The organism is Mesorhizobium sp. M0276 (assembly GCF_040321755.1).
GTDB lineage: Bacteria > Pseudomonadota > Alphaproteobacteria > Rhizobiales > Rhizobiaceae > Mesorhizobium.
Genome location: NZ_JAMYSC010000061.1, coordinates 1 through 22,165, shown reverse-complemented (window position 1 = coordinate 22,165; position 22,165 = coordinate 1). Strand labels below are relative to the sequence as shown.

24 protein-coding genes and 2 pseudogenes are annotated in these 22,165 nt (G+C 62.8%); 10 read left to right on the top strand and 16 right to left on the bottom strand.

All coding sequences use genetic code 11. The features are described from left to right. Positions 1 to 19: 19 nt before the first annotated feature. The 12 genes from NKJ01_RS30680 to NKJ01_RS30625 form a co-directional block, all read right to left on the bottom strand. Positions 20 to 460 (bottom strand): DUF411 domain-containing protein, encoded by a 441-nt coding sequence (locus NKJ01_RS30680; protein ID WP_352733895.1) that lies wholly within the window; start codon positions 458 to 460, stop codon positions 20 to 22. Positions 461 to 498: 38 nt separating this feature from the next. Then, positions 499 to 888: a DUF411 domain-containing protein gene (locus NKJ01_RS30675; RefSeq protein WP_352733893.1), complete on the bottom strand. Its 390-nt coding sequence runs from the start codon at positions 886 to 888 to the stop codon at positions 499 to 501. A gap of 85 nt (positions 889 to 973) precedes the next feature. Further along, positions 974 to 2,371 carry a multicopper oxidase family protein gene (locus NKJ01_RS30670; protein WP_502905930.1) on the bottom strand — a complete coding sequence of 466 codons (1,398 nt, stop codon included), beginning with the start codon at positions 2,369 to 2,371 and terminating at the stop codon, positions 974 to 976. A gap of 173 nt (positions 2,372 to 2,544) precedes the next feature. Then, positions 2,545 to 2,916, bottom strand: a complete 372-nt coding sequence (locus NKJ01_RS30665; protein WP_352733889.1) for a hypothetical protein — start codon at positions 2,914 to 2,916, stop codon at positions 2,545 to 2,547. Between the two features lie 148 nt (positions 2,917 to 3,064). Then, positions 3,065 to 3,874, bottom strand: coding sequence for a nucleoside phosphorylase (locus NKJ01_RS30660; protein WP_352733887.1), 810 nt, complete (start codon positions 3,872 to 3,874; stop codon positions 3,065 to 3,067). 222 nt (positions 3,875 to 4,096) lie between these two features. Then, positions 4,097 to 4,774, bottom strand: coding sequence for an NrsF family protein (locus NKJ01_RS30655; protein ID WP_352733885.1), 678 nt, complete (start codon positions 4,772 to 4,774; stop codon positions 4,097 to 4,099). Then, positions 4,771 to 5,433 (bottom strand): sigma-70 family RNA polymerase sigma factor, encoded by a 663-nt coding sequence (locus NKJ01_RS30650; protein ID WP_352733884.1) that lies wholly within the window; start codon positions 5,431 to 5,433, stop codon positions 4,771 to 4,773. Before NKJ01_RS30650 ends, NKJ01_RS30655 begins: the two co-directional genes overlap by 4 nt. A 79-nt stretch (positions 5,434 to 5,512) precedes the next feature. After that, the gene (locus NKJ01_RS30645; protein ID WP_352733882.1) at positions 5,513 to 6,034 is read right to left on the bottom strand and encodes a DoxX family protein; all 522 of its coding nucleotides are present in this window, start codon (positions 6,032 to 6,034) and stop codon (positions 5,513 to 5,515) included. Continuing rightward, positions 6,031 to 6,837, bottom strand: coding sequence for an HvfC/BufC N-terminal domain-containing protein (locus NKJ01_RS30640; protein ID WP_352733880.1), 807 nt, complete (start codon positions 6,835 to 6,837; stop codon positions 6,031 to 6,033). The genes NKJ01_RS30645 and NKJ01_RS30640 overlap by 4 nt, the downstream gene beginning before the upstream one ends. Beyond that, complete coding sequence (gene bufB, locus NKJ01_RS30635) at positions 6,821 to 7,717, bottom strand: MNIO family bufferin maturase (protein WP_352733879.1); 897 nt, start codon at positions 7,715 to 7,717, stop codon at positions 6,821 to 6,823. Before bufB ends, NKJ01_RS30640 begins: the two co-directional genes overlap by 17 nt. Before the next feature lie 102 nt (positions 7,718 to 7,819). Next, the gene (locus NKJ01_RS30630) at positions 7,820 to 8,149 is read right to left on the bottom strand and encodes a BufA1 family periplasmic bufferin-type metallophore (protein ID WP_352733877.1); all 330 of its coding nucleotides are present in this window, start codon (positions 8,147 to 8,149) and stop codon (positions 7,820 to 7,822) included. Positions 8,150 to 8,326: 177 nt separating this feature from the next. Beyond that, complete coding sequence (locus NKJ01_RS30625) at positions 8,327 to 9,010, bottom strand: NrsF family protein (protein WP_352733918.1); 684 nt, start codon at positions 9,008 to 9,010, stop codon at positions 8,327 to 8,329. A 405-nt stretch (positions 9,011 to 9,415) separates the two neighbouring features. On the opposite strand from NKJ01_RS30625, the gene NKJ01_RS30620 reads away from it, so the two are divergent. Together NKJ01_RS30620 and NKJ01_RS30615 are read left to right on the top strand one after the other, a co-directional pair. Next, positions 9,416 to 10,021 (top strand): Crp/Fnr family transcriptional regulator, encoded by a 606-nt coding sequence (locus NKJ01_RS30620; protein ID WP_352733875.1) that lies wholly within the window; start codon positions 9,416 to 9,418, stop codon positions 10,019 to 10,021. A gap of 71 nt (positions 10,022 to 10,092) precedes the next feature. Next, the gene (locus NKJ01_RS30615; protein ID WP_352733873.1) at positions 10,093 to 10,728 is read left to right on the top strand and encodes a DUF445 domain-containing protein; all 636 of its coding nucleotides are present in this window, start codon (positions 10,093 to 10,095) and stop codon (positions 10,726 to 10,728) included. Positions 10,729 to 10,778: 50 nt separating this feature from the next. On the opposite strand, the gene NKJ01_RS30610 is transcribed toward NKJ01_RS30615, so the two are convergent. Next, entirely contained in the window at positions 10,779 to 11,378 is a 600-nt protein-coding gene (locus NKJ01_RS30610; protein ID WP_352733871.1) for a TetR/AcrR family transcriptional regulator, read from the bottom strand. A 132-nt stretch (positions 11,379 to 11,510) separates the two neighbouring features. On the opposite strand from NKJ01_RS30610, the gene NKJ01_RS30605 reads away from it, so the two are divergent. From NKJ01_RS30605 to NKJ01_RS30590, 4 genes and pseudogenes are all read left to right on the top strand, one after another. Next, positions 11,511 to 12,506 (top strand): class I SAM-dependent methyltransferase, encoded by a 996-nt coding sequence (locus NKJ01_RS30605; RefSeq protein WP_352733869.1) that lies wholly within the window; start codon positions 11,511 to 11,513, stop codon positions 12,504 to 12,506. A gap of 39 nt (positions 12,507 to 12,545) precedes the next feature. Then, positions 12,546 to 13,376, top strand: coding sequence for a hypothetical protein (locus NKJ01_RS30600; RefSeq protein WP_352733867.1), 831 nt, complete (start codon positions 12,546 to 12,548; stop codon positions 13,374 to 13,376). Between the two features lie 36 nt (positions 13,377 to 13,412). Then, positions 13,413 to 13,625, top strand: a pseudogene (locus NKJ01_RS30595) (helix-turn-helix domain-containing protein); the annotation flags it as partial. 129 nt (positions 13,626 to 13,754) lie between these two features. After that, positions 13,755 to 14,387, top strand: coding sequence for a class I SAM-dependent methyltransferase (locus NKJ01_RS30590; RefSeq protein ID WP_352733865.1), 633 nt, complete (start codon positions 13,755 to 13,757; stop codon positions 14,385 to 14,387). A 31-nt stretch (positions 14,388 to 14,418) separates the two neighbouring features. On the opposite strand, the gene NKJ01_RS30585 is transcribed toward NKJ01_RS30590, so the two are convergent. After that, positions 14,419 to 14,841: a MerR family transcriptional regulator gene (locus NKJ01_RS30585; protein ID WP_352733916.1), complete on the bottom strand. Its 423-nt coding sequence runs from the start codon at positions 14,839 to 14,841 to the stop codon at positions 14,419 to 14,421. Between the two features lie 70 nt (positions 14,842 to 14,911). On the opposite strand from NKJ01_RS30585, the gene NKJ01_RS30580 reads away from it, so the two are divergent. The 3 genes from NKJ01_RS30580 (at position 14,912) to NKJ01_RS30570 (ending at position 20,003) form a co-directional block, all read left to right on the top strand. Then, entirely contained in the window at positions 14,912 to 17,161 is a 2,250-nt protein-coding gene (locus tag NKJ01_RS30580) for a heavy metal translocating P-type ATPase (protein WP_352733864.1), read from the top strand. A gap of 149 nt (positions 17,162 to 17,310) precedes the next feature. After that, the gene (locus tag NKJ01_RS30575; protein WP_352733862.1) at positions 17,311 to 17,853 is read left to right on the top strand and encodes an SDR family NAD(P)-dependent oxidoreductase; all 543 of its coding nucleotides are present in this window, start codon (positions 17,311 to 17,313) and stop codon (positions 17,851 to 17,853) included. Next, complete coding sequence (locus NKJ01_RS30570) at positions 17,838 to 20,003, top strand: tetratricopeptide repeat protein (RefSeq protein WP_352733860.1); 2,166 nt, start codon at positions 17,838 to 17,840, stop codon at positions 20,001 to 20,003. Before NKJ01_RS30575 ends, NKJ01_RS30570 begins: the two co-directional genes overlap by 16 nt. A gap of 16 nt (positions 20,004 to 20,019) precedes the next feature. Here the strand turns inward: NKJ01_RS30570 and NKJ01_RS30565 are convergent, their stop codons facing one another. Next, positions 20,020 to 20,520, bottom strand: a complete 501-nt coding sequence (locus tag NKJ01_RS30565) for a YHS domain-containing (seleno)protein (protein WP_502905929.1) — start codon at positions 20,518 to 20,520, stop codon at positions 20,020 to 20,022. Between the two features lie 12 nt (positions 20,521 to 20,532). Then, positions 20,533 to 21,132, bottom strand: coding sequence for an ankyrin repeat domain-containing protein (locus tag NKJ01_RS30560; RefSeq protein WP_352733858.1), 600 nt, complete (start codon positions 21,130 to 21,132; stop codon positions 20,533 to 20,535). A gap of 861 nt (positions 21,133 to 21,993) precedes the next feature. Between NKJ01_RS30560 and NKJ01_RS30555 the strand changes: the two are divergent. Next, positions 21,994 to 22,165: pseudogene (locus NKJ01_RS30555) on the top strand (IS5/IS1182 family transposase); the annotation flags it as partial.

The following is a 22,165-nucleotide window of genomic DNA, read 5'->3' as shown; positions in this document are numbered from 1 at the left end:
TCGCCAACAGCACGGCTTCTCACTCCGTCGCGTAAACGGTCGGTGCCTTGCCGTCCTTAGTGAAGGCGTAGATCGTCCAGGTGCCGTCCTTCTCCCCACCCATGCCGGGCGCGCCCGCCGGCATGCCGGCGAGCGTGATGCCCGCGATTTTGGGCCGCTCCGTGAGAAGCTTCTTCACGACGTCGACCGGGACCAGCCCGTCGACGACATAGCCGTCGACCATTAGCGTATGGCAGCCTTCGAGATCGGCCGGCACGCCGGCGTCACCGCTGATCTGCGACAGGTTGTTGACCGGCTTGATGTCGATCTTGAAGCCGTTCTGTTCGAGATAGGCGGCGTAGGTCTCGCAGCAGCTGCATTGCGGGTTCTTGTACATCACCGCTTCGATTGTCGCGGCGATCGCCGGCATCGGCACCGCGATCGCGACGGCGAAGGCGGCAAGCGAGTAGGTCAGTTTCATGTCAGTCTCCTTGGGTTGCCCGAATTCATCGCCGTTCGTCATTCCGTGGCGTAGACCGTCGGCGTCTTGCCGTCCTTGGTGAAAGCGTAGATCTTCCAGGTCCCCATCTTCTGACCGCCCATTCCCGGCGAGCCCATGGGCATGCCGGCCATGGCGATGCCGGTGATTTGAGGCCGTTCCGCCAGCATCTTCTTAATCAGGTCGACCGGCACGAAGCCGTCCACCACATAGTCGCCGATCACCACCGAGTGACAGCCTTGCAATTGCGGAGGAACGCCGAGCCCGGCGCTGATCTGGCTGCGGTCGTTGGTCGGCTTGAGCTCGACCTTGAAGCCGTTCTGTTCGAGATAAGCGGCGTAGGTCTCGCAGCAACTGCAACTCGGGTTCTTGTACATCACCGCCTGGATCGTTGCGGCGAAGGCAGGCATCGGCATCGCGATTGCGAGCGCGAAGGCGGCGATTGAGGTAGGGCAGTTTCATTTCGGTTCTCCTTGGTTGATTGGTTGAAAAAAATCAGGTCACGCGGAACACTGTCATCAGGCCGGCCATCTGGTGGTCGGCGACATGGCAGTGCAGCATCCAGTCGCCGGGATTGTCGGCGACGAAGGCGCATTCGATCGTGTCCTTGGGAGCGAGCAGCACCGTGTCCTGCCATTGCCGGTGCGGCACCGGCGAGCCGTTGCGCGAGATGACCGACAGGCTGAAGCCGTGGACATGCATGGGATGCCACCATGCGGTTTCGTTGCGCATGGTGAGGTGACAGGTGACGCCGCGTTTCAGCGTGAACTGCGGCGCCATGCCGGCGTGGCCGTCGCCGGTCATCGATATGCCGTTGATCGCCCAGGCCGCATTGCCGTTCATGCCCATGCCCATCATCCCCATGCCCATCATGCCGCCGACGCCCTTGAGCTTGCCGCCGCCCATCATGCCGCCTTGCAGCACGATCTCCTGGCGCACGGCTTTCGTGAGGTCGGGCTCGGGCAAGGGATTGCGCGGCAGGCCGACAGGCGCGTCGAGCGGATGCGCCCTGAGCGGTGGCGAGGCTTCATAGGCCAGCGTGGTCAGCGTATAGGCGAGGCCGTCGTAGAAATCGTCGACCACCGCGTGGCGGCTGCCAGGGTCGCCCTGCATGTCGAGCATGATGTCGATGCGCATCGCCGGAGCGAGAAACAGGCGACCGCCTTCCGGCTCATGCGGGTCGCAAGGCTGGCCGTCGATCGCGACGACGACCGGACGGTGGCCTTCGAAACGCAGCGCCATCATGCGGGCAAGCGAGGCATTGGCGAGCCGCAGCCTGACCCGCTCGCCGGCCCTCACGCCCTGGTCGGCCGGCACCGTGCCGTTGACGGTGACGACATTGCCGACGCGGCCCGACATCGAGGCATCCATGGGGCTGCCGAAGCCGCCGGCGATCTGTCCGTCGGATGCCAGCCGCCAGTCCTGCAGCAGCCAGACGAGGTCGCGGTCGACGGCGACCGGCTCGGCCTCCTCGACGATGAGCGGCCCGGCAAGGCCGCGGCCGATCTGCACCAGGCTGTCGGCATGCGGATGGTACCAGAAGGTACCGGCATCGGGCGGGGTGAATTCGTAGACGAAGTTTTCGCCGGGCTTGATGGGCGGCTGGGTGAGGCCAGGCACGCCGTCCATGGCGTTTGCCAAGCGGATGCCGTGCCAATGAACGGTCGTGTCCTCATCGAGCCCGTTCTCAACTGTGATGCGGACCTGTTGGCCCTGGCGCAGGCGCAGCGTCGGGCCGGGAATGGTGCCGTCATAGGCCCACACCGGTGTAATTGGACGATCCGGGCCGGCGAGCCGGGCCTGGCCCGGTCCGACCTTGATAAGGCGCTCATCGACGGCCGATGCCCTTGATGGGGCCGGGCGTATCGCTGCCGACGCGGCAACGCCCACCATCGCAAGGACGAACCCGCGGCGCGATAGGAAATGGAAGTCGGTATTCACTCTTGAACCCTTTGCGATCTCGATCGACGGCGAGCATCTCGACGTCGAATGGCTGTGTGCTCGCCGGCGCAAAGCGCTAGCGGCAATCAACGCGAGAAATCAGCCGCGGGACGGCTGAAACTGCGTCAGACGAGATCGATAGGTTTGGGAGGGAATGGGTCGGGCAGGGAACTTCGCCCGTGAAGGAACGGCTCCGGCAGCGCTGACGGAAGCGGTGCCCGGGCCACGGTCATCGTGGCGAATCCGAGCGGCAATACTGCGAAGACCGGAGCAATGCAGGTCGGCGGGCAGTGCACCGGATTTCCGTTGTCGCCGGGGTCCTTGAGGCAGGACTTGCAATCGCTGTCGCTCGCCGCTCCCATGCCGGGCATGCTCATGCCCGTTTCGGACGCAACGGTCATGCCGGCTGCAGCACCCGTGGTCATCTTCATCGCCATGGTGCTGGCCTGAACGGCGGACACGCTCACGCCAACGGCTACCAACACCGCGAGCAGCAACGCTAAGACATGTCTTGGCGACAACCGAGCCATCATGATCTCACGCTGACCTCGAAACGCGGCATTTGCAAGGAAATTTTGGAGCCGTGCTCTTCCGGCGCGGAGGTATGCTTTCAAAGCCCTAATGCGTTTGCAGCGCATTTCATCTTCAAGTTTCGGAAAAGTTCATGGTACCTCGGGCAACTGCAGCAATAACGGCCAACGCATCGGCCGTGCCGTCTGCTTCGCCCTTCTCAAAGTCACCTTCGGTCTGACCCATCTGGTTTGTTACATGCGCGAAGCAAATAACATTTTTACTCCGGGCCGCCGCAAAGGCATAGAGCGCGGCTGCCTCCATCTCGACGGCAGCAATTCCCTGCGCCCGGCTCGCTTCAATCGCTCGCGCAGTCTCTCGAAAAGGGGCGTCGGTTGTCCAACTCGCTCCGATGTGGATCGGCTCCGGCAGGTTCGACAAGTAAGGCAGAACTCGCGCAACTAGCTCTGGATTGGCTTCGCTGAATTCGGCGGGTGGAACGTAATGATGGCTTGTTCCTTCATCGCGAAGGGCACGGTCGATCAGCACGAAATAGGGCGGCGGCCCTAGGGACGTGATTTGCCCGGCCGAGGTGATGCTGATCAGCAGGCGGCATCCCGAGGCAAAGAGCTGCTCGGCAACCAGCACAGCGAATGAGGAACCGACCGCACAGCCAATGACGCCAACCGTCTGGCCATCCAGGTCGAACTCGTCAAGGACAGTATGATAGCAGGCCCAGCCAGCCGATGGACGGGCGCGGCCTTCTCTCCGCAACCGGCGCACGATGTCGCCATCGGGATCAAGCACGCATATAGCAGGCACCGGTAGGAGGGGCAGGCCTTTCTGCCGCCGCGTCTCGCGCAGCATGTTCTCAACCTGAAAAACGGACTTGGCCGAATAGTCCTTCAGCTCAAGCAGCGGTGATCGCGGAATTGGCGGCGTCATGTTATCCGAAAACCTTTGGATGCAAGACCACTTCAGAGTGCGGCCTCAACTGGAAGGCCTGCAGCCTTCCATTCGGGATAGCCGTCCTCGAGCCGGTGAACGACGTACCCTCGTGTCCGCAATAGAATCCGATCGTTGGAACGAACAGCCCGATGTTGAGGAGAGAAATGGCGAGGCCCGCGGCCAACGCCGCCGACCCGAACTTGTGCTCGGAGGCCCGCCTCATTCTCGATCTCGAGCCAGGTGCGTGTGCGGCTCGACCCATCGGAACATCTTCCGGCCGAACACCCCCCCGAGCCCGACGAGCAGGACCGCCGTGCCGACATTCCACATCAAGATCATCGCGGTGGCGTCTATGGCATGAAACAGCGACAGTGCCGTCGCCGTGATCGCGGCGACGGCCAGGCTGCCCATCAAGGTCACAGCCGTTGGCCGAAGCGGAGCCGCGTAGCGCAGCATCACGAGCATCGCCAGCGACAACGGCAGGCTGGTCAGGACAAGGGTCGCGAAGCAACGCGCCGTTTCTCCCAAGCTGAAGCCCTCCGGGCCGATGCCGATCCACTGGGTCAGGCATTGGTAGCCAATGTTCGACAGCCAGACGATCAGAGCCGGCGCGGGCAAGAAAAGCCAAAGCCGCGACCGATCCGGAAGGCTGACCAGGAAGCTCGCAAACGCCGCCAACACGCCGGTGAGAAGCGGGGCTGCCATGCTGACAGCAAAGGCAGGATCCTGGAGCCGCTGTGCGAAGTCGGGGCGAATTCCCTGACTGATGGCGAGCAATGTCAGTACTACAGCCGCGAGCAAAAGCCAGCAAGCCGCGCGGATCGCCGGCGGCCGCAGTCGCCGGACCGGCGCCACGTTCGCGGCAAGCGATGCGATGAGATCGGGTGTCTTGATCACGTGTCGCTCCGATCTGTCAGCACCTTGCGAAGGCTCTTCAAGGCGCGGTGCGTTGCAATCTTGAGGGATACGATAGACATTCCACTCGCCACCGCGGCCTCTTTCAACGACATCTCCTTCAGCTTCAGCAGCCGAATGGCTTGATTTTGCTTCGGAGGCAGATTTTCAATGGCGTCCTTCAGGCAATGAAGGTCCACCATCTCCTCAATATTCGTTGCAGCCTCTGGAAAGGTTTCGTGCTGGGGCGCCAGCGGCGTCTCGCGAGCCTTCACGCGGCCCTGGCGACGCAGCCGATCGACAATACGACGGTTTGCGATGGCAACCAGCCAAGGTCCAAACGGCCGGGTCGGATCATAGGTATGTCGAATGGAATGCACGGTCAGTAGAACGTCCTGGACAATGTCCTCGATGTCATTCTGATCGTGGCACCGCCGTCTTGCCAAGGAGCGGAGATACGGCGTCATCCCCTCCAGAAGCCGAAGATAAGCATCCCCATCGCCGTCCTGGGCGCGCGCCATGAGGATGGTCCAGTCGACGTCGGGGATTGCCGGTTTCGCTCGCTCGACGTCGCGCGCTTCGCGACTGGCATCCTGCTCGCGGATTTCGTCGTTCGCCACGAGTCTCAGCGGCGGCACGCGGCTACGTGGATCCTGGCTCATCGGTGCCATGTTCCAGATGGAAAAGCGGTCGTGGCACGCGACGCGAGAAGATCATCATGGCTTGCGACGGGGCAGGCCATCACGCGGCACCTCCTGGCTTTGACTGGCGGAAGATCATGCCGATCAGATGGTCGAGCGACAGCACGCCCGGCCCGATCGCAATAAGCGCGATCGCCATGGTGGCCCAGGGCAGATGGAAATTCGCCCATCCGTCCGGCACGACGAGTTGAATGACGCCGGTCATGACGAGGAGGCCGAGCGCGCTGAATCGGGTCGCAAGGCCAACGAGCAACAGGATCGGCAAAACGATCTCGGCAACGCCGTCCAGGAACGCCATCGTATCTGGGGCCGGAAGGTCGTAGACGCCGCCGAAGATGTGGAGTTTGAACTGTTCCTCGAACAGGAAGTCCGCCGCCGGGGACAGCGACAGGAATCCATCCCATTTGGTCAGCCCCGAGCGAAAGAAGGGAAGAGCCAAGGCGATCCGAAGCACAAGCGGTGCCACGGCATAGGCTGCCCACGCCAGCCATTCGAGGATGAGGCTAATGACCCGCTCGATGCCCGCAAAGACACCGCTGGCTGCTGTCTTTTCGTGATTCATGGTCTCGCCCCCTGCTTCTGTAATTCTGACTCGTCATTAAGGTAGCACTCCACGAACACGCCGGCGGTGATGAGATCGCGGATGTTTCCCGATAGATCGAAACGCGGGTCCGCATGAAGCGCCACTTTCATTGCGTCGGTGAGTGAGTGGCCCTGTTGCAGGGCTTCCACGAATTCATAGCCGCCGGGCGGCATCGCCCGGACCTCCACTTCCCCGGCCGGTCGCATCACCAGCACATCCTCCCCGCCGGCCGTGAGGTCCACCGGACCCGGCACGCCATCGCCGACGTTCATCTGCCAGATCGTCAGGACCGGAAATCGGGACCAGATCAGCCGCAGCGAGGGGTGGACGCTGAATGTGAGGTCAGCCGCGCGGTCTCCAGGGATGGCGGCCAGAGCCTCGGGCGTCAGCGGAATTGCTTCTGCAGCGTGGTAGGATTCCAGCCAGGCACGTTCAAGGCGCGCCACGTCGGGTAGGTAGGGTAAAGACGCGGCGGGCTCGAAGCCGGCGATGAAATCAGCGAATCCCGCACCGTAATGAAGAAGGATCGGCGAGGTGGGTGGCTCGGAAACCACGAAGATGCGCGCCATCGCGTCGAAAAATTCCTCGCCCACGATGCGGCAGACGGCCGGGAAGTTGGCCTTCAACGCCCCGATGAGCCCGACCACTACGTTGTTTCGATAGACGGAAAACCTTTTCGGGCTGGGCTGGCCATCCGGCCCGACAAGCCCCGGCGGTGCGACGAGCGCGGGGTCGAACAAGGCCGCGGCAAAGCCGTGCAGTCGGTCAGCCAGAGATTGCACGACGTTGCTCCTTTCGCCCAATCGCAAACATGACCGCCTCCGCCCGCTCCGCCTCGGCCTTGAGTTCCGGCCATGCCGGCACGTTGGCATCCCACTCGATCAAGGTCGGCACCGGACCGAGCCGTCCGATCGTGTGCTCGTAAAGATCCCAGACAATGGCGTCGACCGGGCGGTCATGCGTGTCGATCAGGAGCGGCCGCCCCCTTTCGTCCGCTTCCGGAGAGTAGCCGGCGAGGTGAATCTCCTGCACGGACGCAAGCGGATATTCATCGATGTAGCGGATCGGGTCCCATTGCTGATTGGTCGATGCGACATGGACATTGTTGACGTCGAGCAAGAGCCCGCAACCCGTTCGACGCACGATCTCGGTGATGAAGTCGATTTCCGAATAGGTACTCTCGGCAAAGGCGAGATAGGTCGACGGGTTTTCCAGCAGCATCTGCCGCCCAAGCGCTTCCTGAACTTCGTCGATGTGAGAAACGACGCGCGAAAGTGACTCCGCGGTATAGGGCACCGGCAAGAGATCGTCGAAATACGCCGTATCGTGCGTCGACCAGGCAAGATGTTCGGAAAACAGTCCGGGCTGATAGCGCTCGATAAGCCCCCTCAGCCGGTTCAAATGACTGCGGTCGAGCGGCCGGTCGGCACCGATCGAGAGCCCCACTCCGTGTAACGACAGCGGATAGTGCTCGCGGATCTCTGCGAGATAGCGGTGCGGCGGACCGCCGGCGCCCATGTAATTCTCGGCATGCACCTCGAAGAAGCCAATGTCCGGGGTTGTATCCAGAATCGTTCGATAATGTTCCGGCTTCAGGCCAACGCCGGCACGAGTTGGGATCGCGGTGCCAGAAAGGACTTGTTCATGATTTACGGGCGTCATGACAACCTTCCTCCCTCCGGAGTGGATGGGACCAAGGCAGGATTTCCGCCTTGGTCAGGCACGACACGATGCGTGCCGCCTGAACGAATTGCCGCAGCCTTGTCAGGCTTTCGGCGTAAGGCTCCCGTTGCCATTCGGTGTGTTCATCGTCGTGCAGGTACCTTTGGCCACCACTTTGAAAGCGTTGCCCTGGTAATCCGTCGTGCTGGTCCCTGCGCAGGTGGTGCCTGCCCCGGCTTCGCAGTCGTTCTGACCCTTGAGGGCGACGCCGTAGCACTTCTCCATCTTGCCGCCCTTAATGGCTGCCTCCGTATCCTTCATCATTTTTTCCATTTTTGCGTCGGCGGCGGACGCAGTCGTTGTTGCGGTAAGTGAGCCGATGGCGGCTGCAAAGGCGGTTGCGACGGCGGCAGAAAGTACACGGTTGGACATTTGTTCCTCCGATCGGTTGAACGCGGCCTGGGCGGCCGCCAGGCAGCAAGTCACCAAGGGCTTGCTCTGATTATTTCGCTTCGTGGAGGGTAAAGGTTACGCTGCCGCGCCAAGAAATTGGTGGCCAGGCCACGGAATTCGTACTTTGGCGGGTTTTCGATATTGGCGGCAAACTGATCAGTGTTGGCTTGGGAGCGTCGGAAAGCTATTTCTCGGACGGCGGTTCAGAAACCTGTGGCTATTTGCAATCGTGGTGTCGCCCATAATGAAACGGCCGCCCCAGCCAGCAAGTGCGGTAAGGAGTGACACGCTCTCGAATTGCCAGACCAAAATCATGAGGCTGGCATCCTGTGAGTGAAACAGCCGAACTCCGACGTCTCCGAGGACTGCGGCGGCAAACGCTCCGAGCACAACTGTCACGCGCGGCGCTATCGGTACGCCGCGGCGCAGCATCCCCATCATGGTGAGCGCGGGTACAGCGCCAACCATCATGATCCCCGGCAGGCACAGCCAGCCATTGGTCAGCCTCAAAGCGTCGCTGGCGCGCAGCCAAGCCTCAAGCCACCCTTGTCCGAGGCTCCCCAGCCAAACCGCAAGCGGAGCCAGCGGCAACAGAGCAAGTCTCCGATCCCGGCCCGGAATGATCATGGCAAAGGCGGCAACTGCTGCGGCGATCGCAGTGGCGAAGGCGGCAGCTTGCTCGATGAGAAAACGCGCGTCGGTCAATCGCTCGGCCAGATCGGATCGTGGTGATGCCAGTATGACGACGACGGTGACTGAGGGCAGGGAAATCGCGAGCCAATTCACGGCCCGCTTCCATGGGGATGGCAGCGGCCGAATCGGACGAGCCCCTTTTGCCAGGCGCTGGATCGATCGTCCGTTTCCACGTCAGGCCTCTTTACTCAACACATCCCGAAGCGTCGCCATGGCTCTGTGCACGGCGACCTTGAGAGCGCCCACACTGATGCCGCTGACAGCGGCAGCCTCCCTCAGGGACATTTCGCGCAGCTTCAGCAACTCCGTCGCCGTCCGTTAGTCAGAGATCGGAATGGGCGCCATACGCTTCAGCCTCGGGCGCAAGACGACGGACGCAGAAATTGATTCCGTCATAGCGCAACTCGCGAGCGTTCTCGCTCCCACGGTGTAGCGCGCAGGTCTTCGAGCGACGTGTCGGCCAAGACGGCCGGCTTTCGTCTATTATTTGCTACGGCGGCCGCGATGTGTCCTGATCGGACGGCTGCTTGCGCGCATGGCTGGAGTTGAACGATGACGGCTCTCGATTGGCTGCCTGGCGCGATCCAACAACGTTCGGTGGTTCGCCAGTTAGAAGCGGACGAAGTTCTCTTCCGCCAAGAGGATGCGGCCTCGGCCATCTTCGAGGTCGAGCACGGCCGCTTGCGCTTGATCCGCCATACAATCGACAGCCACACGATCACACTGCACACGGCACGGGCGGGCGAACTGCTCGCCGAGGCAGCGCTCTTCGCAGACGCCTATCACTGCGACGCCGTGGCGGCCGTCCCATCCCGAGTACGGGTCTATCCGAAGCGGCAGCTCCTGACGGCGTTTCGCAGCGACCCCGTCCTTGCGGAACAGTTCATGGCAGTGCTCGCACACCAGATACATGCTCTTCGCAGCAGGCTGGAGGAACGCAACATCCGGTCGGCGCGAGAGCGGATCTTGCATCATCTGGCTCTTGCCGCCGGGGGTGACAGCCGCTCGGTGCAGGTGGATGGGACGTTGATGGACCTCGCCACTCAAATCGGGCTGAGCCACGAGGTCCTTTATCGAACGCTGGCGGCGCTTGAGAGAGACGGCAGCATCACAAGAACACGGGCGGAAATCACCTTGCGCGGACAGCAAGGCGTATGATCCAAATCATATGATGCGCCGACCTTCCTGAATAGGGTCACAACCAATGATCCATATCAGGAGAGGCGCCGATGACTTCGCCAAATCGCAAAACTGGGTTCGCTAGCAAGGCTGTCCTGTCTGCCATTGCCTTTGGCTGCTCGGCTTCCGTCGCGTTCTCGCAGCAACCAACCGTGAAGCCTGATCAAATGTCAGGTCACGATATACCGGGCATGATGCAGATGCACGGTCAAGAGGCGGGGCAAGTGAGCATCTCCGCTCCAACGATGCCCGGCCAGGATGCATTCGGCGCGATTCAGGAGATCGTGCGCATGCTCGAAGCCGATCCCGATACGGATTGGTCGAAAGTGGATCTTGAGGGGTTGCGCCAGCACTTGATCGACATGAACGAGGTGACGCTAAAGGCAGATGCGGCAGCGAAGTCGATCGACGGCGGCCTGCAAATCGCCATTACCGGCGACAGTTCCACGCGCAGCGCAATCCAGCGAATGATCCCGGCGCAAGCAAGCGAACTCGAGCAGTTGAACAACTGGTCCGCCAAGACGGAACCGCTGCCCAACGGCGTCCTTCTGACGGTCACGTCGACCGATACCAAGGAATTACAACACATTCGCGGTCTCGGCTTCATCGGGCTGCTCGTCGCAGGCTCGCATCATCAGCCGCATCATCTCGCGATGGCCAAGGGAAAGTTCTCCTACCAGAACTGAGGATAACAATTTCGATCATATCGGGATCCCGACCCTACCGCCATTCGGCGTCATTTCCCCGATATCGAGCCGTCGAACGCGGCCATGATCGCGGGGATCGTCAAGCGCCTGAATATCGTGTCGACTTCCGCAGGCGACAGTCTTGATTTGCGATCCATCCACCAGGCCAGGACCGACATCAAGGCGCCAACCACGAACTGGATCAGCGCGCTTCGAGGGATCTGTCCGTCACGGGTGCCGGGTGCAATGGCTGCAAGGTCCTGGCTCACCAGGTCGGAGAGCAGCGCTCGCATTCGGTTCATGACGATGGCCGACCCGCGCTCTCCGACCAGCACACGATAGATGTCGCGGAAACTCTGCGCATGTTCGAAGAGCGCCAGGCTGAAGCCGAGGCAGCGTTGGCCAAGGTCTCCGTTCTCGGCGAGCGCTGCTTGCTGGCGCGCCGTCAGCAGAGCGCGCAGTTCAGCCAGACCACTGGTGAGCAGATCCTCCTTGCTGTCATAGTGGGCATAAAAGGTCGAGCGGCCGACGTTCGCACGCTCGACGATGTCCTTGATCGTCACCGCCTCGTAGCCCTTTTCAAGCACCAGCGCGACCAACGCCTGGTGCAGCGAAACGCGTGAGCGCTGTATACGGCGGTCTTCTTTCATGCGTGCGCCCTTCCCCGGCCATTGGCCCTGTTTCGTCCGTTACCGGACATCTCGCGCCACAAGTTCATATTCATGTTATCAGTCACAGTGTCCGATAACTGCCGTCCTGTCCAGAAATCAAGGAGGCCAGTCATGGCAGCGAGAGAAACACCAAGCACGCACGGCCACAGCAACAGCCATCTGTGGCTCGTCGGCCTCATCGGCGTGGCGGCTGGGCTGATTTTGCTGATTTATGTCCCATCGCTGCCAGGCGTCTCCGGGACAATCCTGCTCTTTGGCGGCTTTCATCTGGTTGGTGCCCTGGTACTGCTGGCGTCGCTCTATGTCATGGCCGGGAACAGGCTCGCCAGGGGCCTGCCCGGCCGGACACGCCGGCAGGACACCAAGGATTTCGATTTCGGCTGGGCGCCGGCCTGGTCGCTCGGGCCATGGATCGCAGCGCTGATCCTGGTCGCAATCGCGGTCGCCGTTCAGGTCGCGACACCGGCCTATTGGCCGATCGCCATGATGCTGACGCTGCTTGCGGCGAACTGCTTCGCCGGAGGCCTCATTGCCCGCACCGTCGGACGCTACGAACATGCCGCCCTGCCAATGGTCGACCTTCTGTCGAGCGACACAGGTGTGGTCCTGGATGCAGGATGCGGCGCCGGCCGAACCACGATCGCGCTCGGCCGAGCACTTCGAAGCGAACGGATCGTCGCGCTCGATCGCTTCGATTCGAACTATATCGAAGGCGGCGGCCGGGCGTTGCTCGAACAGAATCTGCGGCTCGCCGGGCTGACCGCGCGCGTTGACATCGAATTCGGCGATCTGACTGCACTGCCCTTTCCGGAAGGCCGTTTCGACGCCGCCGTCAGCGCCCATGCGATCGATCACCTCGGCCCGCAAAAGGAACAGGGGCTGCGTGAGATCTTGCGGGTCCTGAAACCGGGTGGACGTTTCCTTCTCGTCGTCTGGGTGCCTGGATGGACGATGTTCGCGATCGTCAGTGTGCTCGCGCTGCTTTTTTCGGGCAAAGGCGCCTGGCGGCGAATGGCGGAGAGTGCCGGCTTCGAGCTCTGCGACGAAGGCATGCTCAACGGCAACTGGTTTGTCGTGCTCAAAAAGCCGGCAGGTTCCGGCAGATAGTCGACCGAGGGCGGGTTGGCCTGATATCCAGTGGCTCTCATGGATACGATTACACTCATCCTTCGGTTCATTGGCGTTGCGCAACTGGCCATCATCGCTTGTCTGGCCGTTCGTGACCTCCGCTTCAGCCTCGTCGGATACCTCGTTGCCTTATTCTGCTTCGGGGTCGCCTCGTATTTGATCTGCCCAGTCATTGCAGTCCACGGGAATCTCGGGCCTCTGGGGATTCTGATCTATTTCGGCTGCTTCGGGAATCCGGTCCTTTTCCTGCTCCTGTCGCAGTCGATCTTCGACGACCGGTTCCGCCTAAGACCAGAGCACGGCGCTTTGCTCGCCTTAGTGGAGATGGTCGGATTCTGGCGCTTGGCGGAGCTGATCTACGGGCCTTGGAATTGGGGCGTCGACACGGCAAGCGCGTCCCTGATTGCTCAGCAATTCGCCGCGCTCGGCATCATCGTTTGGTCATTGGTCGCAGCCTATCGGGGGCGCAGGATCGACCTGGTTGAACCGCGTCGACGCTTTCGCGAGGTGTTTGTCGCGGCTTGCGGAAGCTACATGATCGTCGTTGTCGCCTCAGAGATACAGTTCAATGGCCGAATGGCTACCGAGGGACTCGCGCTGATCAATGTGGCTGTTGTCGTCGGGTTCGTGCTGGTCGCATCCTTTTGGATGCTGCGGTTCTCGGACAGAGTGTTTGCCATTGCAGCACCAGGACGCAAGCCTCCCTTGGAGGTTCGCGCGCCCCTGGATCAAAATCTGCTGAAATCCCTGGATGAGTTTATGAACGCGGGCGGTTTCAGACAACCGGGCTCACCATCGGCGGGCTTGCCGACCACCTTCAGGCAAAGGAGCAGGGCCTGCGACGCATGATCAACGGCGAGCTGGGATTTCGAAAATTTCAACGCGTTCCTGAATAGCTACCGGATTCGTGAGGCCAGCGAACTGCTGGCGGCCAAGGAGCCTGGCCGCCTTCCGATCCTCACGATCGCCATGGACCTTGGCTACGGCTCTGTTGGTCCGTTCAATCGGGCCTTCAAGGAAGCGACCGGCAAGACGCCCTCCGAGTATCGGGCGTCTTTTCTCCTGGCCCAGACCTCCGAAGCGACGCCTCAGCAATAGGCCCGGAAAAACAGCGCCGATTCCGGAATCGGCGCTATTTTGTTAGAGTTCGGCGAGACAACGCCCGACACGCGCCCAGTTATGCCCCCGCACTGAGGATCAGTCCGCTCAGTTGATGGGAGCCGCACTATGAAGCCTGACTTTATCGCCCGCCAGGGAAGACGTCCCACTGGCCTGCTCGGCCACATCGTGGCGCGCGTCATGGCGATGGAGACGAGAGTGGAAAACGATCGGGCGCTTGAGTTGCTTGAGCTGCGCGCCGATGACGATCTTTTCGAGATCGGCTTCGGCCACGGCGCCACCCTCTATCGTGCGGCTCAAATAGTTCGCAACGGGCATCTCGCCGGCGCCGATTTCTCGGAGGTGATGGTCAAGATTGCAAGAGATCGCAATCACCGATCCATCGAGGAAGGTCGTATGGATCTCAGACTTGCGGACACCGCAAGTCTGCCATTTGGCGATGAGAGCTTCGACAAGGCCTACAGCGTCCATACGATCTATTTCTGGGCGAGTCTGGAGCAGCATTTTAGGGAAGTGCTACGCCTGCTTCGCCCCACGGGACGCTTTGTGCTCGGCTTTCGCCCGCATGAGGATGCAAATGCCGTCGACTCCTTTCCGGCATCGATCTACAGATTCCGGACAATTGCTGAAGTGCAAGCCGCACTTCAGCTCAGCGGCTTTGCCGTGGTCAAGACCGTCACCTCGCCGCTGCAGCCGCGCCTCATGACTTGGATCGTGGCGGAAAGGCCGGCCTATGGATAGTTGGCGGTTCGAGATCGGGGCCAGAGACCAGTCAGTGTCGGGCGTGTTCGCATTGGCTGTGATCCGTCAGCACCTCGATGACGCGGCATTCGCCGACCTTTCCGTGCCGGCAGCCTTCGACCATGAGCTCCAGTTCGGCCTTCAATGCCGTGAGGCTGCGTATCCGCTGAACCACGTCGGCCAGACGCGCCTGCGCAATGGCATCGGCGTAGGCGCAGGGCTGGCTGGGATTGTCCTGCAACGTCAGCAGGGTGCGGATGGCTTCGATCTCGAACCCCAGCTCTCGGGCATGGCGGATAAAGGCTAGCCGGCGCAAATCGCTCGTCTCATAGTGCCGGCGGTTGCCTTCGCTGCGGTTCGGCGCGGGCAGCAGGCCGATCTGCTCATAGTAACGGATGGTCGGTACTTTTACGCCGCTCTGTCGTGCCGCTTCGCCAATCGGGACGCCGCTCATCATTTTTCACTTGCTCCTCTAGTCGCTAGAGAATGTAGCGTGGCGCTGAAATGGTTCAAGGAGTGAGACGATGGCTGCAACCGCCGCACAAACCCGTTATCGCGTGGAAGGCATGGATTGTGCGGGCTGTGCGACGAAAATCGACAGCGCCGTACGGCGCATGCATGGCGTCGAGGACGTGAACGTCTCGGTCACGGCCGGCACCATGACCGTCAGGCACACTCCGGAAAGCGATCTCGCGGCGATCGAAAAGAAGGTGACCGGCCTCGGCTATTCCGTGGCTCAGCTCAAAAGCGAAGCCGGACAGAATGCCAAGCCGGCCGGCCATGGCGCCAAGGACGGTCTTGACCACGCCGGCCACGATCATGGTGACCACGACCACGCCGGCACAGCCAAGGATGACCATGACGATGACATGGAGGGCCTGCATGGCCACGACCACACGCCGACCTCGGGGCCGTGGTGGAACAGCGCCAAGGGTCGGCTGACCATCGCCAGCGGCGCCGCATTGGCCGCAGCGTTCGCGATTCACTATTTCTGGCCGGCTACCGGCGTCTGGGTTTTCGTTGCCGCCATGCTGATCGGACTGGTGCCGATTGCACGGCGAGCCGTGATGGCCGCGCTCGCCGGCATTCCCTTCACCATCGAAATGCTGATGACCATAGCGGCGGTCGGCGCCGTCATAATCGGGGCCGGCGAGGAGGCCGCAACCGTGGTCGTCCTGTTCCTCGTGGGCGAGTTGCTGGAAGGGGTGGCCGCCGGCAAGGCGCGCTCCAGCATCCAGGCGCTGACCACGCTGGTGCCCAAGACAGCCCTGCTGGAGGAGAATGGCGCCACGCGCGAAGTTCCGGCCGATACCCTCAGGGTCGGTGCCATCATTCTGGTGCGACCGGGCGATCGCATTTCAGCCGATGGCAAGATCATCAAGGGCGAAAGCGCCATCGATGAATCGCCGGTGTCGGGGGAAAGCGTGCCGGCGCGCAAGGGCGTCGACGCGGACGTGTTCGCCGGCACCATCAATGGCGATGGCGTATTGGGCATCACGGTGACGTCGGCGGCATCCGACAACACCATTGCCCGCATCATCAAGCTGGTCGAGGAGGCGCAGGAGAGCAAGGCTCCGACCGAGCGCTTCATCGACCGCTTCTCGCGCTGGTACACGCCCGGCGTTGTCGCCGTCGGGGCGCTGGTCGCAGTGGTCCCACCGCTGGCCTTCGGCGGCGATTGGAACGAATGGATCTACAAGGGCCTGGCGCTGCTGCTCATCGGCTGTCCCTGCGCTTTGGTCATATCGGTGCCGGCAGCCATCGCGGCATCGCTCTCGGCCGGCGCCAGGCGCGGTCTTTTGATGAAAGGCGGCGCGGTGCTGGAAGGCCTCGGCAAGGTCACCGCCGTGGCATTGGACAAGACCGGAACGCTGACCGAAGGCAAGCCCGTGGTGACGGATGTCGTGGCCATCGGGATCAGCGAAAAGGAGGTGCTGTCGCTGGCCGCTGCGCTCGAAACCGGATCGAGTCATCCACTGGCCCTGGCCATTCTGCGAAAGGCCAAGGCTGATCGTGTGCCGGTGCCGCCGGCGGCGGAAGCCAAGGCGCTTGGCGGCAAGGGCGTCGTCGGCCGTGTCGGCGGCAAGAACGTATTCCTGGGCTCGCCGATCGCTGGAGGCGAAAAGGTCGCGCTGCCGGCCGACCAGGCGGCCCGCATCGCCGAACTCAATGACCAGGGCAAGTCGGTGTCGGTGCTGCTCGTCAACGATGTGCTGGCTGGCTATGTCGCTGTGCGCGACGAGCCGCGGACGGACGCACTGGCCGGCCTCAAGGCACTGACCGACGCCGGCATCAGAACGGTGATGCTGACCGGCGACAACCAGCGCACGGCAAACGCCATTGGCAAGCAGCTCGGCATCGATGTGCGTGCTGAATTGCTGCCGGAAGACAAGCAGCGCATCGTCGGTGAACTCAAGGGGAAGGGGTTGATCGTCGCCAAGGTCGGCGACGGTATCAACGATGCGCCGGCGCTGGCGGCCGCCGATATCGGCATTGCCATGGGCGGTGGCACTGATGTTGCCCTGGAAACCGCCGACGCAGCGGTGCTGCACGGTCGGGTCGGAGACGTTGCTGCGATGATAAGGCTGTCGCTGGCGACCATGGCCAACATCAAGCAGAACATCACCATGGCGCTGGGGCTGAAGGCGGTGTTCCTGGTGACCACCATAGCCGGCATCACCGGCCTGTGGCCCGCGATCCTGGCCGACACGGGTGCGACTGTGCTGGTGACAGCCAACGCCATGCGCTTGCTAGGCTGGAAAGGGGCCGCGTGAGGGTCATCCTGCCGTCTGATGTGCTAGACTTGCAGCATAGTTGAGTCGCACTCTCATTCGCACCTCTGGCCCGGCGTGGCGCTAGCGTTGGGCTCAGCCGCCCTGTTCGGGGTGGTTTCGCCTCTCAGCCGTTACTGCCCAAGCGGGCCGTGTACGCAGCCACAAAGGCGTTCGTGAATTCATTCACGGAGACCTTGTCCGGCGAACTCATCGGCACTAGCGTCAAGGTTCAGGCGCTCTGCCCGGCGGTTGTTCGCACAGAGTTCCACGACATCGACGGCCAGCCGGTTTTGCGGCCGAACGTCCCGGTCATGGAGCCCGAAGACGTGGTGGAGGCATCCCTTGCTGGGCTGGCTCTGAGCGATGTCATCTGCTCGCCGGCACTTGCGGATCGCGGGCCGCTCGACCATGAACGCCAAGCCCGCCACGCTGTCTTCGGCGGCGGTCGGGGGGCGAACTGTCGCCGCGCTATCGGAAGGGCCTTTGAGCTGCAGTGCCAGCAATCGCCGCCGGTCCGGTCGGTCCGACCGGACCGGTCACCGACACCCCGGGTCAATGCGGAGCACCTTCAGTCCGACGTAGCCAGCCGCGCTCGGGCCGGGTGCGTTACGATTATCGCCGTAGTAGAGTGCGTCGGGCGGCCATCACGCGCCGGCAATGGAGCACAGGCACACACATGGAGCGGCGGCTGACCGCCATACTTGCCGCCGACGTCGTCGGCTACAGCCGGCTCATGGGCGCCGACGAGGTCGGCACGCTGGATCGTCTGAAGGCCTGCCGGCGCCAGCTCGTCGATCCCTCCATCGCCGGACATCACGGGCGCATGATCAAGCTCATGGGCGACGGTGCGTTGGTCGAGTTCGGCAGCGTGGTCGATGCGGTGCAGTGCGCCGCCGACATCCAGCGCAAGATGGTCGAGCGCGACAGCGACCTGCCGGAGGAGCGGCGCATCCGCTTCCGCATCGGCGTCAATCTCGGCGACATCATCGTCGAGGGCGACGACATCTACGGCGACGGCGTCAACATCGCCGCGCGGCTGGAGGCACAAGCGGAGCCGGGCGGCATCTGCATTTCCGGCACCGCCTTCGACCACGCCGTGCACAAAGCAAACGTCGGCTTCGCTAATCTCGGCGAGCAGCGGCTGAAGAACATCGCCGATCCCGTGCGCGTCTATCGCGTGCTGCTGGATCCAGCCCAGGCCGGCAAGGTGGTGAGCGGCGCGCGCCCGCGGCCCGGGCCGGCGATCCTGGCCGCGGGCGCGGCGATGCTGGTCGCCGTCGCGCTCGCCGGCGCGGTGATTGCCTGGCAATGGCCGCGAACGCCGCAACGCCCGTCCGTCGCCGTGCTGCCGTTCGCCAATCTGAGCGGCGATCCGGGCCAGGACTATTTCGCCGAGGGCCTCACAGAGGATCTGATCACCGACCTGGCGAAACTCTCCGGTCTCGACGTCATCGCCGGCAACTCGGTCGCCGCCTACAAGGGCAAGCCGCCCGATTTCGCCGACATCAGGCGCCAGCTCGGCGTCGAGTTCCTCGTCGAGGGCAGCGTCAGGCCGACCGGCGAGCTGATACGCATAAACGCGCAGCTAATCGACACGGCAAACGGCGATCATGTATGGGCCGAGCGCTTCGACCGGCGCGCGACCGACGTACTCGCCGTGCAGGACGAGATGCGAAAGGAGATCGTTGCTGCGCTCGACGTCGAGCCCTCGGCGACGGAAGCGAAGAGAATGGAGCGACCGCCCACCGCCAACCTCGAGGCCTACGACTACTATCTGCGCGGTGAGCACGCCGCGTTCACGGGCCGCCCACAGGGCATGCGGGAGGCGCTGGAGTTCTATGCCAAGGCGGTTTCGCTCGATCCTTCGTTCGCCGCGGCATTCGCCGCCGATGCACGCACCGCCGTCTACATCTGGCGCAGCGCCTACGACGATGTGCTGCAGTCCGCCCCGGCGCGCAAGCGCGCCTATGAGAGCGCCGGGCGTGCGCTGCAACTCAATCCGGATTTGTCGCTGCCCTACGCGATGCTCGCCATCCTCCAGACTGTGGACGAGCGTTTCGACGAGGCGATCGCATCGGCCAAGCGGGCCGTAGCGCTTGGACCGGGCGACATCGAAGCGCAGGTCGCGCTCGGCTACGTCTACCTGTTCGACGGCAGGTTTCCGGAAGCCGCCGCGGCGATCGAGACAGCCTTGCGACTTGACCCCGATCTGTCGCCAATCAACCGCCGGATCGCCGGCATCGTCTTCTTCTTCAACGGCGACAGCAAACGCGCAATCGCGGCGCTGGAACGCGCCCGCGATGATGCGCCAGGTGTCGGCAACATCCTGATATCGCTCGGTGCCGCCTATGCGCAGGCCGGCCGCCTCCCCGAAGCGCAGGCGGCGGTGAGCCATGGCCTGAGCTATTTGCCCAACGACGACTCCATCGCCGGGATCAGGATGGGATGGCATTTCCGCAATCCGCAGGACCTGGAGACCTTCATCAGCGCATTGCGGCAGGCGGGGCTGCCGGAATGGCCATACGGCTTCAAGGGCAGCGAGCGCGATCGGCTGAAGGGCGAGGAGATCGCCGCTCTGGTCATCGGCCACCTGCTGAAAGGTCTCGCGGAGCCTGGTTCGCGGCCGGCGATCATGCAGATCGGCAAGGACGGCCAGGCGGCCTTCCGCTCAACCGCCCAGTTCATCACCGAAACCGTGTTCGTGAAACAGGATCTGCTTTGCGAGCAGAGCGAAAACGCGTTCGGCCGCCCGGATTGCGGCCCGGTGTTCAGGCGCGAGGGCGAACCCGCGTTCACCTTCGTGAACGCGCGCGTGGTCTTCCACTTCTCGCCGGCCGGCTGAGGCCCGATCGGAAGGGTCAGTTGATCTGGTCCCGCTCCAGCCGCGTCTTGATGGTCGGCCAAGCGGCTTCCGCCTTTGGCAGCACGTCGTCGGCATGGGCCGCGATGAACTCCATGTCCGGCTTGTCGTAGGCCAGATAGAGCTTGCCGTCGATGATCTTGAACGCCTCGGGATCAACGTTGACAGTGACCGAATCCAACGAAACCTCGCCCACGCAATAGCCGCCATATTGCGGAGCGTATTTGACGGGCTCGCTCATGAACATTTTGCGATGCTCGTCGTTGGCGAAGTGCCAAGGCGTACCGAGCCAATCGTAAGAAATCTTCTCCGAGCCTTTGACCGCCTTGCCATCGGTGAAATAAGAGACGGGATCATAGCCCATGATGGCCACGCCGCCGAAGTAGCCGGTGTTCACCGTGCCGTCGGCATGCGCCGGCGCCGCGCCCATCACCGTGAAGGCGACACCGCCGGCCAGAACCAAATTTCTCAGGGATTTGGGTATGTCGATTGTGTGCATTGCGGTTCTCCATCAATCGTGAATGTCCATGCAGCGCTTGTAGTTCTCTTCCGTGTCCTTCATGGCGGCCGCGGACTGGCAGGTCGCGCCATGGCGCTTGTAGAGCTTGACGATGTCGGCATGGCGTTTCCCGAAGGCGCGGGTGATCGGAGTATAGCCGTGTACCTCGGCATGGCCGATGTCGGCGCCGCGCGAGATCAGGAACTCGACCACGTCGCCATGGTCCTCCTCGCCGGCCACCATCATCGGCGTGGCGCCCGCCTTGTTGGCCGCATCGTCGAGCACAGCGCCATGTTCGAGCAGGAGCTTCACGACCGGCAGGCTGCCGGAATAGGCCGCAGCGTGGAGCGGCGTGAAGCCGCCGGAGTTGCGCGCCATGACGTTGGCGCCCTTGCCGATCAGCAGCTCGGCGATTTGACGCTGACCGCCGAGCGCGGCGTCGATGAGAGGGGTTGCCTGGTCGCGGGCGCGGCTGTCGACTGCGGCGCCGCCGGCCAGGGCCCGCTCCACGGCCGCCGCGTCTCCCGCTGCAACGGCATCGAACAAAGGATCGGCTGCGGCCGCCGTGGCGACCGTCAACGCCAGAACGACTGTTGCCAGCAAGCCGCGCATCGCCTGTCCTTTAGAGACCACTAAAGTAGCATGAGGCCGGTCGCTTGGGTAGTCCAGGAATGGCGCGTCATTGAATAGCAGCCTGCCGCCCCGTCACCGCCAAAAATGTGCTGCGAAGGTTCAGATAAAAATGGAGACTCGTCGCAGTCGGGACTATCCCATCGACGGCCGCTTCCCAAGAGCGCGAAAACGGAACGAGCTAGTCACCTTCGCCGATCTCCGGAACTGGCATACTCCAACTGAGGTTAGGGTGGCGGGCCGTAAGCCTGTTGACCCTGGCCTCTTGCCGGCGCTGGACCCGTGTGCGGGGAGCGTCGGGGCCGGCATCCGCCTTCCACGCGGCCGCCGAATGTCCGAAACCGGGCACCGCAGGGGGCCATGGCCATGAAAATCGAACGTGCGGGCGAGCGGAACACGATCGATCGACGCGTCGCGCCTCCTCGCCTGGTGGGTCGCCACCGACGTGAACCTTTCACCCGCACAGGCAGACGACCTGTTCCAGAGGATGGCGGGAAAAGGCATCGGAGCCTGAGACGCATCCGCTCGCCGCCGAACGTATCGGCGATTCCAATGTCTCTGCGGCCAGATCGCAGACGAACTTAAAAGGGCGCCGGCGCGTGATGACCATGAGCATGAGACGCCTCCGCCCCTTTGGCGGCTATGCGCAGGACGGACCAGACGGCGCAGGTTTACGCACACACCGATGAGCGGGCAGGACCGCTTGCGAGAGTCCTGGCCGGCGGTCGGGAGAATTCGCGCAGCAAGGCGCTCGACAAGATCGAGGCGCGTTTGTCTGAGGCTATGCCCAACCTAAATTCATCCCGCTCTATCGTGGAAAGCGGTGATACCGGACCGCCTGGTCAACGGGACAAGCACATTATCGCAATCGCAAGCGACGGTCGGCTGAGATGGCAGGCTGCTACCGGCTATGGTAAGCGGGCTCTGATAGAGACCGCCATCGGAAGGTACAAGGCACTGATCGGACGACGCTTGCGGGCTCGTTCGTTCGCCGCTCAGCAGACCGAGGTTGCCG

Bases quoted from the DNA above. Each gene is read 5' to 3' on its own strand.
- NKJ01_RS30585 (WP_352733916.1), bottom strand. From the start codon at position 14,841: ATGAGCGGCGTCCCGATTGGCGAAGCGGCACGACAGAGCGGCGTAAAA.
- NKJ01_RS30680 (WP_352733895.1), bottom strand. From the start codon at position 460: ATGAAACTGACCTACTCGCTTGCCGCCTTCGCCGTCGCGATCGCGGTG.
- NKJ01_RS30615 (WP_352733873.1), top strand. From the start codon at position 10,093: ATGACTTCGCCAAATCGCAAAACTGGGTTCGCTAGCAAGGCTGTCCTG.
- NKJ01_RS30605 (WP_352733869.1), top strand. From the start codon at position 11,511: ATGGCAGCGAGAGAAACACCAAGCACGCACGGCCACAGCAACAGCCAT.
- NKJ01_RS30590 (WP_352733865.1), top strand. From the start codon at position 13,755: ATGAAGCCTGACTTTATCGCCCGCCAGGGAAGACGTCCCACTGGCCTG.
- NKJ01_RS30675 (WP_352733893.1), bottom strand. From the start codon at position 888: ATGCCTGCCTTCGCCGCAACGATCCAGGCGGTGATGTACAAGAACCCG.
- NKJ01_RS30650 (WP_352733884.1), bottom strand. From the start codon at position 5,433: ATGAGCCAGGATCCACGTAGCCGCGTGCCGCCGCTGAGACTCGTGGCG.
- NKJ01_RS30620 (WP_352733875.1), top strand. From the start codon at position 9,416: ATGACGGCTCTCGATTGGCTGCCTGGCGCGATCCAACAACGTTCGGTG.
- NKJ01_RS30580 (WP_352733864.1), top strand. From the start codon at position 14,912: ATGGCTGCAACCGCCGCACAAACCCGTTATCGCGTGGAAGGCATGGAT.
- NKJ01_RS30645 (WP_352733882.1), bottom strand. From the start codon at position 6,034: ATGAATCACGAAAAGACAGCAGCCAGCGGTGTCTTTGCGGGCATCGAG.
- NKJ01_RS30670 (WP_502905930.1), bottom strand. From the start codon at position 2,371: ATGGTGGGCGTTGCCGCGTCGGCAGCGATACGCCCGGCCCCATCAAGG.
- NKJ01_RS30560 (WP_352733858.1), bottom strand. From the start codon at position 21,132: ATGCGCGGCTTGCTGGCAACAGTCGTTCTGGCGTTGACGGTCGCCACG.
- bufB (WP_352733879.1), bottom strand. From the start codon at position 7,717: ATGACGCCCGTAAATCATGAACAAGTCCTTTCTGGCACCGCGATCCCA.
- NKJ01_RS30565 (WP_502905929.1), bottom strand. From the start codon at position 20,520: ATGCACACAATCGACATACCCAAATCCCTGAGAAATTTGGTTCTGGCC.
- NKJ01_RS30570 (WP_352733860.1), top strand. From the start codon at position 17,838: ATGGAGCGGCGGCTGACCGCCATACTTGCCGCCGACGTCGTCGGCTAC.
- NKJ01_RS30630 (WP_352733877.1), bottom strand. From the start codon at position 8,149: ATGTCCAACCGTGTACTTTCTGCCGCCGTCGCAACCGCCTTTGCAGCC.
- NKJ01_RS30600 (WP_352733867.1), top strand. From the start codon at position 12,546: ATGGATACGATTACACTCATCCTTCGGTTCATTGGCGTTGCGCAACTG.
- NKJ01_RS30610 (WP_352733871.1), bottom strand. From the start codon at position 11,378: ATGAAAGAAGACCGCCGTATACAGCGCTCACGCGTTTCGCTGCACCAG.
- NKJ01_RS30660 (WP_352733887.1), bottom strand. From the start codon at position 3,874: ATGACGCCGCCAATTCCGCGATCACCGCTGCTTGAGCTGAAGGACTAT.